This is a genomic window from Franconibacter daqui (assembly GCF_014644275.1).
GTDB classification, from domain to species: domain Bacteria; phylum Pseudomonadota; class Gammaproteobacteria; order Enterobacterales; family Enterobacteriaceae; genus Franconibacter; species Franconibacter pulveris.
Genome location: NZ_BMKJ01000008.1, coordinates 39,803 through 58,527, shown reverse-complemented (window position 1 = coordinate 58,527; position 18,725 = coordinate 39,803). Strand labels below are relative to the sequence as shown.

Genomic DNA, 18,725 nt, shown 5'->3' with positions numbered 1-18,725 from the left:
ATGGCCATTACAACTATAAAACCCATTAATAGAAAATAACGCTCTATATAAAATAGAGCGTTATGTTTATCGTACTACTCACTAATTATTAAAACTTACCGTAGAAACTACCTGCACCCGCAGAGATGATGAATGAACCATCCGGGTAGGTTTGTACGCTACGGATATACACGCCGTTTACTTCTTTACCGCTGGCATAGTTAACGCCATTGATCCAGACGCCGCCGTTACCATCGAAACCATCAGCATGCTGAGTATTGTCTGCGATTGAATCGCCGTTATCTGGGGTGTTATTACCGTTATCCGGGATGTTATTACCGTTATCCGGGGTGTTATTACCGTTATCTGGCGTAACATTACCATTATCCGGCGTGGTGTTGCCATTATCAGCGCTGTCAGATTCCTCACCGGTCTGGGTAATCTCACCCATATTATTAACGCGGCCACGAGTAATCACTTTGTCGCCGGTAATTTTACCGTTAACGTCGTTGATAATATCGTTAGCGCTTGCAAGGGTAACGTTGCCAGCGCTGCTGATTTCGCCGGAGTTATATAAAGAATTAGCGTCAATATTAACAGCTTTGTCACCTTTAATGGTGCCGGTGTTAGCAAAATGGCTGCCAGCGAAGTTAATGTTAACGTTATCACCGCCCAGGATATTACCTTTATTAGCATAGCTAGCCGGACGATAACTTAACGAGGTGACATTAACATCATTAGTGGCTTTGATTTCGCCAGAATTATCGAAGTTATTGGTCAGGTTAAACGACGCAGAATGTCCAGCCTCGATCTGGCCATCTTTTTCATTCATCAGCGCGGCAGTGTAAACATTGATATCATTATCTGCGCTAATTTTGCCCTGAGCAAAGTTGTTGATATTATTGGCGTTGAAATTCATGTCGCCACGGCTGGCGATAGAACCACGGTTGTACAGATCAAGGATCTGCCAGTCCATCTGGCCAGCAGAGATGCTGCCGCTATTATCGAATACATTGCTATTCGACTGAACAGACAAACGACCAGCTGCATCGATGATACCAGTGTTTGAAGCAGAGCCTGAATTACCGTACCAGCCGCCGCCGCCCAGAGACATCAACAGGTCCTGACCCGACTTGATAGCGCCTGCGTTCTGGAATGTACCGTTCACCATCAAATCCATATTCTGGCCAGACGTTAATGAACTGTCTGCGTCGGAGGCATAGCCATTCACATACATATGCATGTCTTTGCCTGCAGCAATCTTACCTGCAGAGTTGTCGACCACGCCATTAAAGGTGACATTGCCTTCGCCAACAATGCTGCCGTCATGGTTAGTCAGCGCATTGTTGCCCATCACCATCAGCTCGCTATTTTCGCCAGTAGCCGTGATGCTGCCGTTATCATTTTTCAGCTCGCTGGCGGTAATTTGAGTCCAGGTCGCATCATTAGCGTTACCAGAGGCAATTACACCTTTATTGTTGTTCAGCGTACCGGTGTTGATATTCAGTGAGCTATTGGCGCTGATAGAACCATCCTCGTTATAAACATTAGCGGAATCGATGGTCATATTGCCTTTAGCGTTAATATGACCATTCTTGTTAACTACGCCATCTGTTTTAGAGGAGTTATAGTAGTTGTAACTGCCACGGTTGATAGTAATATTACCGTCGCTCGTGATATCGCCATCGGTATTGTTCAGGGCATTCGATATTATGTCTACAGCCTGGGTGCCATGAATAGAGCCGCCCGCGTTGTTTACGGTTTTGCCGCCATAAACGTTAACGTTGCCGCCTTTGATTGTGCCGCCGTGGTTATCAACACGACCTTGTGCCGAAACCATGACATCACCGTCCGCAGTAATCTGGCTATTACTGTTCAGTACATCCTGTTGGCTGTTCAGCATGACGCTGTTTTTGGCCGATAAATGGCCGCCGTTGTTATTGATAGTGCCGTTGGCCTCAATCGACAGGCTATCCGTCGCCGTCAGGTCAGCATGATCGAGGCGTACGCCTACACCCGCTTCCGTACCTTTCATATAAATTTTGTTGGCGTACATTGAGCCCAGTGAAGAGACATCCAGCGCCAGCTCCGGCGCATCGCCGGTTGCAGCGATGGCTTTCACGCGACCATTCTTATCGATATGGTTGCTGCCTGTAGTGATGTTCAGTTCATTTGCTTTGAGCTGCGCATTCACTTTAACTGAACGAGCAATGATATCGGTGTACTGCGTGGAAGAGGTATCCATGCCTTTGCCGGTAATGACAATCTGGCCTTTTTTCACATCCAGACCATTCACTTTACCCTGGGCATCAATGCTGGCGGTGCCAGTAGTCAGCGTAGCGTGGTTGGTATTGATGAAACCGCACCCGTTGCAGGTTATCCCTGACGGGTTCGCGATAATAACCTGTGCGGACTGCCCCGCCACTTCCACCATACCGTTCAACTGGCTGGGATCGGCAGAGCGGACTTCGTTCAGAATCACCTTCGCGCTGCCGCCCGCCATGTTGGCGTTGCCGTTAATCTGTCCGGCCAGTTGGGTGTTTGTTGCACCACCGCTGTTATTGAGAATGACGCCGTTCTGGTCGACGTTGAACTGCGAATAAACGTTGTGTGATACGCCTTCCGCGCTGGCTTTATTAATGTCAACGATGGTAGCGCCATTCGCGCCAGTATGCACAGAAGGTTGATTAGCGGCAGAGTTATCCGCGACTACGGCAGCCTGTACAGGCAATACCATCCCCAGAGCCAGCATTGTTGCAAAACAAACCGGCGCTAAATTTGCATGAAGAACATGTTTATTTTTTTTCACGCTACGCATTCCTTTATTTTTCATAACGTTTCCTTTGATTATTTATAAAATTTAAGCAAATAATCATTTTGACATTTTATCTGTAAGCCCGGATGAGAGAACCTCATCCATCCCTGCTCTATAAAACAAAAGCAACCGTTATTTTCTGATTAAAGTTTGCTGCGCCATAGTATGAACTTGTAATAAAGATTTGCCGTGCAAAGCCATTTTTAGCCTGACATCCTGGAAATTTGATCTATTTATCCCTTAAAAACAAAAGTTATTATAAAAGCGTATTATTACAATTATGGAAAAGTGTATCGCAAGCAAAATACTTTGTGTAAATATGAACAGCAATAAAGTAAAATATATTTATATTTTAAATATAACTCTTCAACCCGATTAATTATTATTTGCTTACAAAAGCAGGTCGCTAATTCATTAATTTTCAAGGTGCTTGTATAAAAAAACACTACGATAACGTAGTGTTTTTCATTATTGTGCCTTTCGCCTTACATTACGGCAGCGAACGCCTGCGCCACTCGGTGCACGTTGCGGCTGTTCAGGCCTGCCACGCACATACGACCGCTGGCAATCAGATACACGCCAAACTCCTCACGCAGCCTGTCTACCTGAGCGGCGCTTAAGCCGGTATAGCTAAACATGCCGCGCTGCTTAAGCAGGTAGTCAAAATCTCGCCCCGGCATCGCTTGTTTCAGCACATCCACCAGCGTCTGACGCATGGTGAGAATACGGCTGCGCATGGTTTCCACTTCAGCAAGCCAGCTCGCTTTAAGGTCGGCATCGCCCAGCACGGTCGCCACCACCTGCGCGCCGAAATTCGGCGGGCTGGAGTAGTTGCGACGTACTGTTGCTTTTAGCTGGCCCAGGACGCGTCCTGCCGCATCGGGGTCTTCGCAGACGACGGAAAGCCCCCCCACGCGCTCGCCATAGAGAGAGAAAATTTTCGAGAATGAGTTGCTGACCAGCGTCGGCAGCCCGGCGCTGGCGATAGCGCGAATGGCGTAAGCATCGTCTTCCATACCCGCGCCGAAGCCCTGATAGGCGATGTCGAGGAACGGGATTAGCTCGCGGGCTTTCAGAATGTCTGTCACCGCATCCCACTGTTCATTGGTGAGATCGGAGCCGGTCGGGTTATGGCAGCACGGATGCAGCAGCACGATGCTTTGCGCAGGCAGCGTATTCAGCGTTTCCAGCAGCGCCTCAAAACGTACGCCTTTGGTCTCTTCATCAAACCATGGGTAAGTATTCACTTCGAAGCCAGCGCCGTTAAAGATGGCGACGTGGTTTTCCCAGGTGGGGTCGCTGACCCAAACTTGCGAAGCGGGGAAGTAGCGCTTGAGGAAGTCAGCGCCCACTTTCAGCGCGCCGGAGCCGCCTAAGGTCTGGATCGTGGCGATACGGCCTTCACGCAGCGCTGGATGGTCTGCGCCAAACAGCAGCGGCGCAATGCTGTTGCGGTAGCTATTCAACCCTTCCATCGGCAGATAAAGCGACGCGCCGTGTGGCTGCGCATTCAGTCGCGCTTCTGCTTCTGCTACAGCCTGTAACTGCGGGATAACCCCTTCTTCGTTGTAATAAAGGCCAATGCTGAGGTTCACTTTGTCCTGACGGGGATCTTCTTTGAAACGCTCCATCAGCGAAAGGATGGGGTCGCCGGCATAAGCGTCAACGTTCTGAAACACGCTGGGGTTCTCCTGATTTACGGTGTGATGTTCATCCACAATAAACCGGATAAGTCAGGAGATCGAGAAGGATATTGACGCGACGGCGCAGGCCAGCCGGGGCCTGGGCCTGGGCAGGCCTGACGATGTTCTGACGTTTCTCCCGTGGCGGGTAGTCTGTAGCTTACCCGCCCTATGGAAGCAACCCCGTCTGGCCGTATCACACGCCGGCTCAGCCCCCGACTGTATAGCCCGGAAGCGTAGCGCCACCACCCTGTAGCTAGTCGATATAACGCATCGCTACCCGCGACGTCAGGCGCGTTACAAGTTCGTAAGCACTCACTTTTGTAATCGCCGCGATGCGCTCAACGGGCAAATCATCGCCCCACATGATTACGTTGTCGCCTGCCTTTTCCTGCGCATCCGGGCCTAAATCGACGCAGATCATATCCATCGCCACGCGACCGACTATCGGCACTTCACGCCCGTTCACCCGCACCGGCGTGCCTGAAGGCGCGCTGCGTGGGTAGCCGTCGCCATAACCCAGCGCAATCACGCCAAGACGCGTATCGCGATGGCTTATCCAGGTGCCGCCGTAGCCCACGGGCTCGCCTGCTTTATGGTCGCGCACCGCAATGAGACTGGAGGTGAGCGACATAACCGGCTGGAAGCCAAAATCGCTCGCACGCGAACCGCCTTCAAGCGGCGATACGCCATAGAGAATAATTCCCGGCCTCACCCAGTCAAAATGGGACTGCGGCCACAGCAAAACGCCGCCGGAAGCAGCGATGGATCGCAGCCCGGTCTTACCTTCGGTGAAGCGGGTAAAAATATCGAGCTGGCGTTCAGTGAAGCCGCACTCCGGCTCATCCGCGCGGGCAAAATGGCTGACGACATTGACCGGCTGGCGCACGTTTCGGCAAGCCGCCAGGCGCGCATAAAACGCGTCAGCCTCTTCCGGACGCACCCCAAGGCGATGCATGCCGGTATCTAGCTTCATCCACACATTAACAGGTTCAGGCAGATCGGCCTGCTCCAGCGCGGCGAGCTGTTCGGGGGTATGAATAGCGGTATGGAAATGCTGCGCGGCAAGGATGGGCAAATCGGCCGCGTTAAAGAAGCCTTCCAGCAGCAGAATGGGTTGAGTGACGCCGCCTTCGCGCAGGCGAAGCGCCTCTTCGAGGCGGGCGACGCCAAAAGCGTCGGCGTCGGGGAGCGATTGCGCGGTCTCCAGCAGACCGTGCCCATAGGCGTTTGCTTTCACCACCGCCACCAGACGGCTGGACGGAGCCAGTTCGCGCAGGCGTTGCAGGTTGTGACGCAGAGCGCGGCGGTTTACTACCACAGTTGCCGCTTGCATGTTTATTCCTTTATTTTCAGTCAACCCGGCAATTTGGCGTTATCGGCGCAGCGAGTTTGGGTGCGGCCAGCGCGCAGCCACCGGAGCGTACTGCAGTACGTGAGGATGGCGAGCACTGCCCAAGCCCAAAATCGCAAGCAAGATAGCCAAATTATTCATTCGTCGTCGTATTGCGGACCCGCATAGTTATCAAAGCGCGACCACTGGCCATTAAAGGTCAGGCGTACCGTACCGATAGGGCCGTTACGCTGTTTACCGATAATGATTTCCGCAATGCCTTTCAGGTCGCTGTTCTCGTGATAAACCTCATCACGGTAAATGAACATAATCAGGTCGGCGTCCTGCTCGATAGAGCCTGACTCACGCAGGTCCGAGTTTACCGGACGCTTGTCCGCGCGCTGCTCCAGCGAGCGGTTAAGCTGCGAAAGCGCCACCACCGGCACCTGCAACTCTTTCGCCAGCGCTTTGAGCGAGCGGGAGATTTCGGCGATTTCCAGCGTACGGTTATCGGAGAGCGAGGGCACGCGCATCAGCTGCAGGTAGTCCACCATAATCAGGCCGATGCCGCCGTGCTCGCGATAAATGCGGCGCGCGCGCGAGCGGACTTCGGTAGGCGTCAGGCCCGAGGAGTCGTCAATATACATATTGCGCTTCTCAAGCAGAATGCCCATGGTGCCGGAAATGCGCGCCCAGTCTTCATCGTCCAGTTGGCCGGTACGAATACGGGTCTGGTCCACGCGCGACAGCGACGCCAGCATACGCATCATGATCTGCTCAGAGGGCATCTCCAGCGAGAAAATCAGCACCGGCTTATCCTGCAACATGGCGGCGTTTTCGCACAAGTTCATGGCGAATGTGGTTTTCCCCATGGAGGGACGCGCCGCCACGATAATAAGGTCTGAACGCTGCAGGCCAGCGGTTTTCTTGTTGAGATCCTGATAGCCGGTATCCACGCCCGTGACGCCGTCATGCGGTTGTTGATAGAGCGTTTCAATACGCGCGACGGTAGCTTCGAGGATCTGATCGATGCTCTTGGGCCCTTCGTCTTTATTGGCGCGGTTTTCGGCAATCTGGAAAACGCGGGACTCCGCCAGGTCGAGCAGGTCTTCACTGCTGCGCCCCTGGGGGTCGTAACCCGCATCGGCAATTTCATTCGCGACCGTTATCATATCGCGCACGACAGCGCGTTCACGCACGATATCTGCATAGGCGCTAATGTTCGCGGCGCTTGGCGTATTCTTCGAAAGCTCCGCCAGGTAGGCGAAGCCGCCCACATTCTCAAGCTGCCCCTGCAGTTCCAGCGATTCCGAAAGGGTAATCAGGTCGATGGGTTTCCCCGTCTCCTGCAGACGGTGCATTTCGGTGAAAATGATGCGGTGCTGGCGGGTATAAAAATCCTCTGCCACAACGCGCTCGGCCACATCGTCCCAACGTTCGTTGTCCAGCATTAAACCGCCCAACACCGACTGTTCCGCTTCGATGGAATGCGGCGGCATTTTCAGGCCGTCAACCTGCGGGTCGCGGGCTTCAGTGGGTTTGTTGAAGGGTTTATTTCCTGCCATAGTGAATGGAGTTACCAAAAGTCATCATCTGAGAGAAGGGGAGTATACCAAGCTGATTTGCGTCGCGCAGTGCTCAATTGCATTCGCGAGCGATACTCCTCCTCCCCCCTGAATAAAACAAGGAGTTACTATGGCGACGCGTATTGAGTTTAGCCAGCACGGCGGGCCTGACGTGCTAAAAGCGGTGGAGTTTACCCCTGGCGACCCGGCGGAAAATGAAGTGCAGGTGGAAAACAAAGCCATCGGCATTAACTATATCGATACGTATATCCGCAGCGGTCTCTATCCGCCGCCGTCAATGCCAAGCGGCCTCGGCACCGAAGCGGCGGGCGTGGTGAGCAAAACAGGAAGCGCGGTTAAGCATATCAAAGAAGGCGACCGGGTGGTTTATGCCCAGTCGGCGCTCGGCGCCTACAGCGAGGTGCATAATGTTCCGGCGGACAAAGTTGCGGTATTGCCGAACGCCATCTCCTACGAGCAGGCCGCGGCATCGTTTTTGAAAGGGCTGACCGTTTTTTATCTGCTGCGTAAAACTTACGAAATCAAACCAGACGAAATGTTTCTGTTCCACGCGGCAGCGGGCGGCGTAGGGCTGATTGCCTGCCAGTGGGCCAAAGCGTTGGGCGCGAAGCTCATTGGCACCGCCGGGTCGGCGGAGAAAATGCAGCGCGCTAAACAGGCGGGCGCCTGGCAGATGATTAACTACCGTGAAGAGAACGTCCCGGAGCGCATTCGGGAGCTGACCGGCGGGAAAAAGGTACGCGTGGTTTATGATTCCGTAGGCAAAGATACCTGGGAATCGTCCCTGGACTGCCTGCAGCGCCGCGGGTTGATGGTGAGTTTTGGCAACGCCTCCGGCCCGGTAACCGGTGTGAATCTCGGCATCCTTAACCAGAAAGGCTCGCTTTATGTCACCCGCCCTTCCCTTAACGGCTACCTGACAAACCGTGAAGAGATGGACGAGGCGAGCAATGAGCTTTTTTCACTTATCGCCAGCGGCGTTATCAAGGTAGACGTGACGGAGCAGCAACGGTTCCCGCTCGCCGAGGCGGCGCGCGCCCACCAGACGCTGGAAAGCCGCACGACGCAGGGCTCCAGCCTGTTGATTCCGTAGAAATAATTAGGGCTTCCCGCAGGAAGCCCTTTCTTTTTTATTTGCGCTGTATGTAGGGTACAGCTGCGATGAATTCGTGTCACAACGTTTTCATAGTGACAGATTTAATAAGCAAATAATATGGCGGCTTATCTTCTGACGCCGGAAAAGTTGCAAGGTTGTGATCGCCTCCGCAACTCTTAACAACGCCAACGATTAGCGCGCGAATAACGCGGCAGCTTCGGCGCTTTAATCGCGCGGATAGCCCACACCGCCGCAACGGCAAGCAACAGCCAGGGCAGCAGTTTAATCATCAGCGCAAATAACCCGCCGACAAACATCACCAGCGTGGCGACGAAAATAGCCGCAATGATGCCCAACAACGATACGCCTGTCGCCAGCAGCATAAGAAAAAAGGCGACCACAAAAAGCAGTTCAAACATGGCTCTCTCCCAATCAGGTAGTTCTGGAAGAGTTATTACAAGAATCATGCCAATAAATAACTACCTGTTTTTAAAGAAAACGCCCCGCTTTTTATCAGCAGAGCGTGGTCAAATTCGCCAGGTTTTAGTTAACTTTTAGCGCTTATTGGCTACCAGCTGCAGCGCGTGTTCCAGCACGGCAATGTCTGCGCCCGCTTTGTGGGCGTTCTCGCTCAGATAACGGCGCCATTGACGCGCGCCGGGAATCCCCTGGAACAGGCCAAGCATATGACGGGTAATGTGGCCGAGATAAGTGCCGTTGCTGAGTTCGCGCTCAATATAAGGATACATGGCGCGCACTACCGCAACCGGGTCGGCATCCGCAGCTTGCGCACCGAAAATTTCACGATCGACGCAGGCGAGGATGCCTGGATTTTGATACGCCTCGCGTCCCACCATCACGCCATCAACGTGTTCGAGGTGCGCTTTGGCTTCCTCAAGCGATTTAATGCCGCCGTTAATGGCCATCGTCAGTTGCGGAAAGTCACGCTTCAACTGATAGACGCGCGGGTAATCCAGCGGCGGGATCTCACGGTTCTCTTTCGGGCTTAAGCCGGACAGCCACGCTTTACGGGCATGGATGATAAACATCTCACAACCGCCCTTTTCCGCCACGGTGCCGATAAAATCGCACAGGAATTCATAGCTGTCCTGGTCGTCAATGCCGATGCGGGTTTTTACCGTCACCGGAATGGAAACCACATCGCGCATCGCTTTAACGCAATCCGCCACAAGTTGCGCCTCGCCCATCAGACAAGCGCCGAAGCGGCCATTCTGCACGCGGTCGGAAGGGCAACCGACGTTCAGGTTGATTTCGTCATAGCCCCGCGCTTGTGCAAGCTTTGCGCAGTGGGCCAGCGCCTGCGGATCGCTGCCGCCAAGCTGCAATGCCAGCGGATGCTCTTCTTCGCTGTAAGCCAGGTAATCCCCTTTACCGTGAATGATGGCTCCGGTAGTGACCATTTCGGTATAGAGCAGCGTATTGCGCGACAGCAAACGCAGAAAATAGCGGCAATGGCGGTCCGTCCAGTCGAGCATCGGCGCGATGGAAAAACGGTGCGGGGGAAGAAGAGAATGTTTGGTTTCTGGCGACATAGTAGCTAAGCGTAGTGTGGTTCGGGCAAAAAGGGGCGCTACTATAGCATAAAGCTTGCGCAGGGGCGCACTGCTGCGCCCCTGTTGGTTATCAGAACGTCAGGCTCAACTGCGCGCCTGCGCCCCAGGTGTCGTCCTCGCCCACCAGACCGGTAAGGTCAAGGTGAACACGATTAAACGGCGCAAAGCCGACGCCCGCAGTAAAGACGTTGCTCTCATTATCTTTCACATCCGCGCGGAAACCTGCGCGCACCGCCAGCCAGTCAAGCGGACGCACTTCCGCGCCTACGCCCACAAACTGCGAGTTACCTTCACTCTTGAAGCCTTTGGTTTCGGTCAGATCGCCATCCGCCGTTACGGTTACCAGGTCGTTGTGCCACGCCACGCCTGCGGTCACTAACGGCCGGATTTGATAGGTGTCCTTATAGTTCACAACCTCGCCCGTGCGGCCGTTACGTACTTCTATGCTTTTTGTATCGAGATCGCGAGAAACAAGGTTTTGCCCCGTCAGACCCACCGTCCAGTTCTGCCCCAGATCCGCTGCGACACCGGCGTCAACGTTAAAGCCTGTATTATCTGTACGGTAGCGGCTGCTCCTCAGGTCATCGCTGTCATAGTCATAAATAGAGGCGGTGTAGTTATAGAGCCAGGTTTTCTGGATCTTCGGCGTTACGCCAAAGGACACGGGCACGCCGCCAAAATCAAACTGACGCGCCAGTGCAATGCCGTAATCAGAAACAATCGCCGCACGACCGAACGCGACAGAGTTCAGGTTGCGGGTAATTTCGTCAGAGCCGAGCAAAGCCGCTTTTCCTGCTTCAAACAAGGCCACCGAATCGCTGTTCTGAATGCTGCGCAGGTAGGTAAGGTCTTGCTGATCAATAGAGGTGCTGACACGCGCGTGAGCATAGCCTTTAGCGATAAAAGCGACAGAAAGCACGTCATTAGGAATGGCGACAGAAATGCCCGCCGCCGCGTTGGCGCTTGCGGTTTTACCACGCAGATAGTCCAGCTCATCGGCAAGCTCGCTCGCCGCCCCCTGGAACTGATTAAGGGTGCCAACAGGGTTAAGCAGTACCTGCTGTAAGGTCAGGTTATCAACCACATCGTCATAATAATCAACACGATCGTTAATTCTATCGATTTCATCCTGAAGATTATCTTTATCGGTAATTTGCGCGCTTACGGAAGGCAGAATCACCGTTACATCATCTTCCGGTTGCGCTTTGGCGAGTAACGCCGGGTTGATGAACGCCGCGCTGCCATAATTAGCCGTCGCGACGCCCGTTCCGCCCATCGCATCATTGCGCGCTTCCGCCCAGGTGTTGGCCGCGCTCGCCTGAGTCGCCACCGTTACTGCGATGGCTGCCACTGAAAGTCTGATTATTTTTTTCACAGTTAACCCGTCTTTTCTTTGATGATAATTTCCCCGCCCGTTATCACATATCGGGGGATGGTTTATTGCTGTGAATAAGAGGTAATAAAGAGCATATATTTGCTCATAAACAATCATTCCCATCCATGGTTTTATCTCATTCAATTACTACACAATATTTATAGATGAGTCTTTCACTTTCTTGTAGGCAACCCGTTATGCGGGCCAAAGAACTGCGGCGGATGATCTATCCATCTGTCCTGCCGTGTAGCGGCATAATTAGCATTAAGTGGGTAATAAATACGGTTTTTAGGTTTATTCGCCTCACCTAACACCAATAAACGGACTTCGCTTGATGTGTTATTTATAAAGGTGTGACAGATGCCCGTCCCGGCGGGAAACCCTACGCTGTCGCCAGGTTCAAGCGGCCAGAGCTCGCCGTTTATCCAGACATCCGGGTGGCCTTCCAGCACATAAACAAACTCCTCTTCTTCGCTCTCGGCGTGAGGGTAAGAGGTGCGTCTGCCCGGCGGCAGTCGCTCATGATGAATGCCCAGTCGGGTCAGCCCCATCTTGCGCGCAAGCGGCGCGCCAATGGAAAAAAGCTCCTCGCTATCGGGATAACGTGAGTCATCCTCACCCTCCACTTCCCGCCAGTGACGAATAAAATCAGGACGCTGCATGGTTTTCCTCCTTCTGTGAGTGATTCAGGTATAACACAGATGGGTGAAAGTCGGCGTTTTACGCGGTTCATGATAAAATGCGCGTTTCCCCTGACCTATGAGGATGCCGATGGAAAAGATACTCTCGCAAGAGGTGTTAGCGCAGGCTGAAAAGCTCTGTCTGCAACGCAACGTGCGCCTGACTCCGCAGCGCCTCGAAGTGCTGCGCCTGATGACGCTGCAGGAAGGGGCTATCAGCGCCTACGATCTGCTCGATCTGCTGCGAGAAACGGAGCCGCAGGCTAAGCCGCCCACCGTGTACCGTGCGCTCGATTTTCTGCTGGAGCAGGGCTTCGTACATAAGGTGGAATCCACCAACAGCTACGTGCTGTGTCATCTTTTCGACCAGCCGACGCACACCTCCGCGATGTTTATCTGCGATCGCTGCGGCGTGGTAAAAGAAGAGCGGGCGGAAGGCGTTGAAGATATTATGCATGCGCTGGCGGCAAAGCGAGGTTTTGCCCTGCGGCATAATGTCATTGAAGCGCATGGTCTGTGCTCAGCTTGCGTAGAAGTAGAAGCGTGTCGTCACCCGGAACAGTGCGAGCATGACCACCGCGTGGTGATAAAGAAAAAAGCGCGATAAATCAGAGAGGCAGGATGGTACATCCTTGTACCTGGGCAGGATAACCTCAGAGGGGTATCACATTTGAGGTGCTCGCCGGATTACCAGCGGTAGTCATTACGGCTTTCCCAGTCCGTAACTTCTTTATCTGCCTGATCTTTCTCATAGCCGTAACGTTCCTGGATTTTACCTACCAGTTGGTCACGTTTCCCTTCGATGACGGTCATATCATCGTCGGTTAATTTACCCCATTGCTCTTTCACTTTACCTTTAAACTGTTTCCAGTTACCGCCGGCTTCGTCTCTGTTCATTGTAAAGTCCTCTTGTTCGGTCGTGTAAGTGAAACTCCATTCAACGTCCTGATGAATGCTTCATATCTGCTGGACGTGATTATTATTATAGTTCGCGATGCGGCAGTGACGGACCGATTCAGAATTTTTAACCATCGAGACGACTTTAGTCGTACAAACCGGCGGTATAAAAAAGGGGAACTTTGCGTAGCGTCCCCCGTTTACCTGACCTGATTAGCGATGGTTCGCCGGTAAGAACCAGCGTTGCTCCCGCCAGCGCTTTCGCCAGATATAACCAAGCGACAGGCCGCGCAGTGCAAGAAAAACGGTCATCGCCAGCCACAGACCATGATTGCCAAGCCACGGCAGCGTAAGCAACGTGACGACAAACCCCAGCGCCGCCACCGCCATGCTGTTGCGCATCTCAGATGCGCGCGTCGCGCCGATAAACATGCCATCCAGCAGATAACACCACACGCCAATAATCGGCAGCACGACCTGCCAGGGCAAATAGTGGTCGGCCTGCTGCTGCAAGGCGGGCAGCGAGGTCAGCAGTGAAACCACCGTGTCGCCGAAAAAGGCCCAGCAGAGGCTAAACGCCAGCGCCACGACGCCCGCCTGCCGGCACGCCGCCTGCCAGACATCCAGCAGCTGGCTTCCGTCTCGCGCGCCATAGGCCTGCCCGGAATGCGCTTCAACGGCATACGCGAACCCATCCAGCGCGTAAGCGGTAAACGTTAAGAAGGTCATTAAGATAGCGTTGACTGCGACCACCTCGCTGCCAAGGCGTGCGCCAAAAATCGTCACGGCGGCAAAGCAGAGCTGCAAAAGCAGCGAACGCAGCATGATGTCGCGATTAAGCGCCAGCAGACGACGAAACTCGCCGCGCCATGCCGTGGCGAGCATTGCAAAGCCGATGCCGCGCCTGTTCAGTACGCGTCTCACCATCCACAGGCCAATTAAGAAAGTGGCGTACTCGGCAAGCGCCGTGGCAAGTGCTGCTCCCCGGACATTCAGATGCAAGCCCATGACTAACCAGAGATCGAGTACGATGTTAAGCAGGTTTCCCACAACCAACAGGATGACTGGAGCGCGCGCATACTGCACGCCAAGCAGCCAGCCGAGTAGCACCAGATTGGCGAGCGACGCGGGAGCGCTAAGCCAGCGAATCTCTAAAAAACGCCTTGCCTGTATCAACACCGCTTCGCTGCCGCCGACAATATGCAGCGCCAGATCAATCAGCGGCGTACGCAACAGCATAATAATCAGCCCGGCCCCCACAGCCAGCAGCATCGGCTGCACCAGCGCACGGGCAAGCCGAATGGGATCCTGAGCGCCGAAGGCTTGCGCGGTCAGCCCGGTGGTGCTCATACGCAGAAAAAGCAGCAGCATAAAGAGGAAGCTGGTCGCGGTTGCGCCTACGGCCACGCCGCCCAGATAGTCGGCGCTGTCAAGATGGCCTATGACCGCCGTATCGACGAGGCCCAGCAGGGGAACGGTGATGTTGGAGAAAATCATCGGCAGCGCAAGCCGCCAGAGCGCGCGGTCAGTCTGTGAGAAAAAAGGCATGGAGACGCAGTCTGAGAAAAGAAGATAAAAAAACCGCAACGAGGGGCGCTGCGTTGCGGTGTGTTTATCAATCAGGCGGGCGTTAAAGCCATTCGCCGTTGCGGATGACCCCTACGGCCAGCCCTTCAATAGAGAAGTTGTGCTCGCGCAGGTCAACCACAATAGGTTTGAATTCGTTGTTTTCCGGCAGCAGCTCGACGGTGCCTGGGTGAATATACAGTGAATGCTGTGAGTATATACAGCTAAAGGCGATTTTGAAACCACCTTACCCGCAAAAAAGCGCGCCAGCGCGGCCAATTCTGGAAAACTTATCGCAAATGATGCCACAGCAGCGTGACCCAGGTGATAAGGGCAAGGATAATCGCCAGCAACACCGCCGCCGATCCCATATCCTTGGCGCGGCCGGAAAGCTCATGGAATTCAGGCCCGATGCGGTCAACCACCGCTTCGATAGCACTGTTAAGAATTTCCACAATCATCACCAGCAAAACGGAGCCAATCAGCAGCACGCGCGTAATCGGGTCGACATCAAGCCAGCAGGCGATAACTATGGCGAGTATTGTCGCCACGCCTTCCTGGCGGAACGCCGCCTCATTTCTCCATGCCGCGCTAATTCCTTTCCAGGAGTAGCCTGCCGCTTTAATGATTCGGGTGAGTCCGGTGGTGTTATTGGCCATGAAAAAGAAACCTTTTTGATTTATCAGCGTCAATGCTATTGCGCTCAACAACGAAGCACCACAGAAATTCCGCATCGTTTCTGCTATTCTGACGGCGCCATTGCATTATTAACCAGAGGCTTTACATCGTTTATGTCCGGTTGGCCACGAATGTACTACAAATTACTGAATTTACCATTAAGTATGCTGGTAAAAAGCAAGTCTATTCCGGCGGATCCTTGCGCCGAGCTGGGGCTTGATACCTCTCGTCCCATCATGTACGTCTTGCCGTACAACTCAAAAGCGGATTTGTTAACGCTGCGCGCCCAGTGTCTGGCCCATGATTTACCGGACCCGTTAGAACCGCTGGAAATCGATGGCACGCAATTGCCCCGCTACATCTTTATTCACGGCGGCCCGCGCGTTTTCACCTGGTACACGCCGAAAGAAGAGTCCATCAAGCTGTTTCACGAATACCTGGATTTGCATCGCAGCAATGCCGGTCTCGACGTGCAGATGGTGCCGGTATCGGTGATGTTCGGCCGCGCGCCGGGGCGTGAGAAAGGCGAAGAAAACCCGCCGCTGCGCCTGCTTAACGGCGTACAAAAGTTTTTCGCTATCTCCTGGCTTGGCCGCGATAGCTTTGTTCGCTTCTCGCAGCCGGTATCCCTGCGCCGCATGGCGACAGAGCACGGTACCGATAAAACCATCGCGCAGAAGCTTGCCCGCGTGGCGCGCATGCATTTCGCCCGCCAGCGTCTGGCGGCGGTTGGCCCGCGTCTGCCGGCGCGCCAGGATCTTTTCAACAAGCTGCTGGCCTCAAAAGCCATCGCTCGCGCGGTCGAAGACGAAGCGCGCACCAAGAAAATCTCCCACGAAAAAGCGCAGCAGAACGCGGTGGCGCTGATGGAAGAGATCGCCGCTAATTTCTCTTATGAGATGATTCGCGTCTCCGATCGTATTCTGGGCTTTACCTGGAACCGGCTCTATCAGGGCATCAACGTCCATAACGCCGAGCGCGTGCGCCAGCTGGCCCATGACGGTCACGAAATCGTTTATGTGCCCTGCCACCGCAGCCATATGGACTACCTGCTGCTCTCCTACGTGCTTTATCACCAGGGTCTGGTGCCGCCGCATATCGCCGCCGGCATTAACCTTAACTTCTGGCCAGCGGGGCCGATTTTCCGCCGCCTTGGGGCGTTCTTTATCCGCCGCACCTTCAAAGGCAATAAGCTCTACTCCACTGTCTTTCGTGAATACCTGGGCGAGCTGTTCAGCCGCGGCTATTCGGTAGAGTACTTTGTGGAAGGCGGGCGCTCGCGCACCGGCCGTCTGCTGGATCCGAAAACCGGAACCCTGTCGATGACTATCCAGGCGATGCTGCGCGGCGGCTCTCGTCCCATTACGCTGGTGCCGATTTACATCGGCTACGAGCATGTTATGGAAGTGGGCACTTACGCTAAAGAACTGCGCGGCGCCACGAAAGAGAAAGAGAACCTGCTGCAAATGCTGCGTGGCTTAAGCAAGCTTCGTAATCTGGGCCAGGGGTACGTTAACTTCGGCGAGCCAATGCCGTTGATGACCTACCTTAACCAGCGCGTGCCGGAATGGCGCGACGCTATCGACCCGATCGAGGCGGTGCGCCCGGCCTGGCTTACCCCCACGGTTAACGATATCGCCGCGAAGCTGATGGTGCGAATCAACAACGCCGGGGCGGCCAACGCTATGAACCTTTGCTGCACCGCCCTGCTCGCTTCCCGCCAGCGCTCGCTGACCCGCGAGCAGCTTACTGAACAGCTGGAATGCTACCTTGATCTGCTGCGCAACGTGCCTTATTCCGGCGACTCCACCGTCCCGGACGCCAGCGCCAGCGCGCTTATCGACCACGCGTTGCAGATGAATAAGTTCGAAGTAGAGAAAGACACCATCGGCGATATCATCATTCTGCCGCGCGAGCAGGCGGTGCTGATGACCTATTACCGTAATAACATCATGCACATGCTGGTGCTGCCTTCGCTGCTGGCGGCGATTATCACCCAGCATCGCCGTATCAGCCGTGAAGCGCTGCAGCGTCAGGTTGAAGTGCTCTACCCGCTTCTCAAGGCAGAGCTGTTCCTGCGTTGGGAGACAACGGAAGTGCAGGCGGTGACCGATGCGCTGGTCGCGGAAATGGCGCGCCAGGGACTGATTGTCGAAGAAGCGGCGGAAGTGCAGCTCAACCCGGCGCGTTCACGCACCATGCAATTGCTGGCGGCGGGCGTGCGTGAGACGCTGCAGCGCTACGCGATTACCTTCTGGCTGCTGAGCGCTAACCCTTCTATCAACCGCGGCACGCTTGAAAAAGAGAGCCGCACCGTGGCCCAGCGTCTGTCGGTGCTGCACGGCATCAACGCGCCGGAGTTTTTCGACAAAGCCGTGTTCTCCACGCTGGTGCTGACGCTGCGTGACGAAGGCTACATCAGCGATACCGGCGATGCCGAGCCGGCGGAAACCATGAAGGTTTACCAGCTGCTGGCGGAGTTGATGACTTCCGACGTACGGTTGACGATTGAGAGCGCCGCCGCACAGGCTGGCGAATAAAAAAAGGCGGGGAAACCCGCCTTTTTTATTTCACGCCTCGCCTGTCAGAACCGTAAATAACTCACCGCCAGCCCCACAAACAGCGCCAGGCCTACGTAGTTATTATTGAGAAACGCTTTAAAACAGGCGTCGCGATCGCGCCCGGCAATGATCTTCTGCTGATAAACAAACAGCGCGCCCGCCACCACCACGGAAGCGTAAAATGCCCCGCCCAGGCCATTCAACCAACCAATCGCGATCATCAGCGCCAGTACGGCTATCTGCAGCAAACCAATAATCAATTTATCGTACTGACCAAACAGAATAGCAGTGGATTTCACCCCTATCTTCACATCGTCATCACGATCGACCATGGCGTACTCGGTGTCATAGGCCACAGCCCAGCAGATATTCGCGAGAAACATCAGCCAGCAGCTAAGCGGCACGGTTTCGCTCACGGCGGCAAAAGCCATCGGAATAGACCAGCCGAACGCCGCGCCCAGCACCACCTGCGGCAGATGCGTGTAGCGCTTCATAAAAGGATACATCCACGCCAGCGCCAGCGCGGCGACAGAGAGCAGGATGGTCATCAGGTTGAGCGTCAGCACCAGCGCGAAAGAGATAAGCACCAGCACCACAAACAGGTTTTTCGCTTCTCTCTCTGTTACCGCGCCGCTCGGCAGCGGACGGTTTGCCGTGCGCTTTACGTGACCGTCAAATTTACGATCGGCATAATCGTTGACCACGCATCCCGCGGCGCGCATCAGCCAGACGCCCGCCACAAACACCGCCAGGATCCACAGCGGCGGTACGCCGGGCGTCGCCACCCATAACGCCCACAGGGTCGGCCACAGCAGCAGCAAGGCGCCAATCGGTTTGTCGGTACGCATCAGGCGATGATAAGCGAGCAGCTTATTCTGCGTCAGACTCCACTCCATTTCTCTT

The 18,725-nt window shown here is 54.5% G+C and carries 15 protein-coding genes and 1 pseudogene; 3 read left to right on the top strand and 13 right to left on the bottom strand.

From position 1 onward, the window contains the following. Nucleotides 1-88: 88 nt before the first annotated feature. The 4 genes from IEX01_RS19920 to dnaB form a co-directional block, all read right to left on the bottom strand. On the bottom strand, nt 89-2,812 hold the full coding sequence (locus IEX01_RS19920) for a two-partner secretion domain-containing protein (protein ID WP_188724425.1): 2,724 nt from the start codon (nt 2,810-2,812) through the stop codon (nt 89-91). Between the two features lie 467 nt (nt 2,813-3,279). Further along, complete coding sequence (tyrB, locus tag IEX01_RS19915; RefSeq protein ID WP_188724424.1) at nt 3,280-4,473, bottom strand: aromatic amino acid transaminase; 1,194 nt, start codon at nt 4,471-4,473, stop codon at nt 3,280-3,282. Between the two features lie 259 nt (nt 4,474-4,732). Next, a complete protein-coding gene (gene alr / locus IEX01_RS19910) occupies nt 4,733-5,812 on the bottom strand; it encodes an alanine racemase (RefSeq protein ID WP_188724423.1) in 1,080 nt (359 codons plus the stop codon). A 155-nt stretch (nt 5,813-5,967) separates the two neighbouring features. Continuing rightward, entirely contained in the window at nt 5,968-7,374 is a 1,407-nt protein-coding gene (gene dnaB, locus IEX01_RS19905) for a replicative DNA helicase (RefSeq protein WP_024559915.1), read from the bottom strand. Between the two features lie 130 nt (nt 7,375-7,504). Here dnaB and IEX01_RS19900 point away from each other — a divergent pair, with 130 nt between their 5' ends. Next, nucleotides 7,505-8,488, top strand: coding sequence for a quinone oxidoreductase (locus tag IEX01_RS19900; RefSeq protein WP_024557306.1), 984 nt, complete (start codon nt 7,505-7,507; stop codon nt 8,486-8,488). A gap of 179 nt (nt 8,489-8,667) precedes the next feature. Here IEX01_RS19900 and pspG read toward each other — a convergent pair whose 3' ends face one another. The 4 genes from pspG to IEX01_RS19880 all read right to left on the bottom strand — a co-directional run bounded on the left by pspG (nt 8,668) and on the right by IEX01_RS19880 (nt 12,102). After that, complete coding sequence (gene pspG, locus IEX01_RS19895) at nt 8,668-8,910, bottom strand: envelope stress response protein PspG (protein ID WP_024557307.1); 243 nt, start codon at nt 8,908-8,910, stop codon at nt 8,668-8,670. 135 nt (nt 8,911-9,045) lie between these two features. Continuing rightward, on the bottom strand, nt 9,046-10,044 hold the full coding sequence (gene dusA, locus IEX01_RS19890) for a tRNA dihydrouridine(20/20a) synthase DusA (RefSeq protein ID WP_188724422.1): 999 nt from the start codon (nt 10,042-10,044) through the stop codon (nt 9,046-9,048). A gap of 91 nt (nt 10,045-10,135) precedes the next feature. Next, nucleotides 10,136-11,440: a conjugal transfer protein TraF gene (locus IEX01_RS19885; protein WP_188724421.1), complete on the bottom strand. Its 1,305-nt coding sequence runs from the start codon at nt 11,438-11,440 to the stop codon at nt 10,136-10,138. A 173-nt stretch (nt 11,441-11,613) separates the two neighbouring features. Then, nucleotides 11,614-12,102, bottom strand: a complete 489-nt coding sequence (locus tag IEX01_RS19880; protein ID WP_024557310.1) for a cupin domain-containing protein — start codon at nt 12,100-12,102, stop codon at nt 11,614-11,616. Nucleotides 12,103-12,211: 109 nt separating this feature from the next. Between IEX01_RS19880 and zur the strand changes: the two genes are divergently transcribed. Next, on the top strand, nt 12,212-12,727 hold the full coding sequence (gene zur / locus IEX01_RS19875; RefSeq protein WP_188724420.1) for a zinc uptake transcriptional repressor Zur: 516 nt from the start codon (nt 12,212-12,214) through the stop codon (nt 12,725-12,727). Nucleotides 12,728-12,807: 80 nt separating this feature from the next. Here the strand turns inward: zur and IEX01_RS19870 are convergent, their stop codons facing one another. From IEX01_RS19870 to IEX01_RS19855, 4 genes and pseudogenes are all read right to left on the bottom strand, one after another. Continuing rightward, nucleotides 12,808-13,017: a CsbD family protein gene (locus IEX01_RS19870; RefSeq protein ID WP_024557312.1), complete on the bottom strand. Its 210-nt coding sequence runs from the start codon at nt 13,015-13,017 to the stop codon at nt 12,808-12,810. A gap of 213 nt (nt 13,018-13,230) precedes the next feature. Then, nucleotides 13,231-14,565, bottom strand: coding sequence for an MATE family efflux transporter DinF (dinF, locus tag IEX01_RS19865; RefSeq protein ID WP_188724419.1), 1,335 nt, complete (start codon nt 14,563-14,565; stop codon nt 13,231-13,233). An 82-nt stretch (nt 14,566-14,647) separates the two neighbouring features. Beyond that, nucleotides 14,648-14,764 (bottom strand): annotated as a pseudogene (locus IEX01_RS19860) (transcriptional repressor LexA); the annotation flags it as partial. A gap of 109 nt (nt 14,765-14,873) precedes the next feature. After that, nucleotides 14,874-15,242 carry a diacylglycerol kinase gene (locus IEX01_RS19855; protein ID WP_024557315.1) on the bottom strand — a complete coding sequence of 123 codons (369 nt, stop codon included), beginning with the start codon at nt 15,240-15,242 and terminating at the stop codon, nt 14,874-14,876. Between the two features lie 132 nt (nt 15,243-15,374). On the opposite strand from IEX01_RS19855, the gene plsB reads away from it, so the two are divergent. Then, nucleotides 15,375-17,801: a glycerol-3-phosphate 1-O-acyltransferase PlsB gene (plsB, locus tag IEX01_RS19850; protein WP_024557316.1), complete on the top strand. Its 2,427-nt coding sequence runs from the start codon at nt 15,375-15,377 to the stop codon at nt 17,799-17,801. A 44-nt stretch (nt 17,802-17,845) separates the two neighbouring features. Here plsB and ubiA read toward each other — a convergent pair whose 3' ends face one another. Continuing rightward, nucleotides 17,846-18,718, bottom strand: a complete 873-nt coding sequence (ubiA, locus tag IEX01_RS19845; RefSeq protein WP_024557317.1) for a 4-hydroxybenzoate octaprenyltransferase — start codon at nt 18,716-18,718, stop codon at nt 17,846-17,848. Between the last annotated feature and the right edge of the window lie 7 nt (nt 18,719-18,725).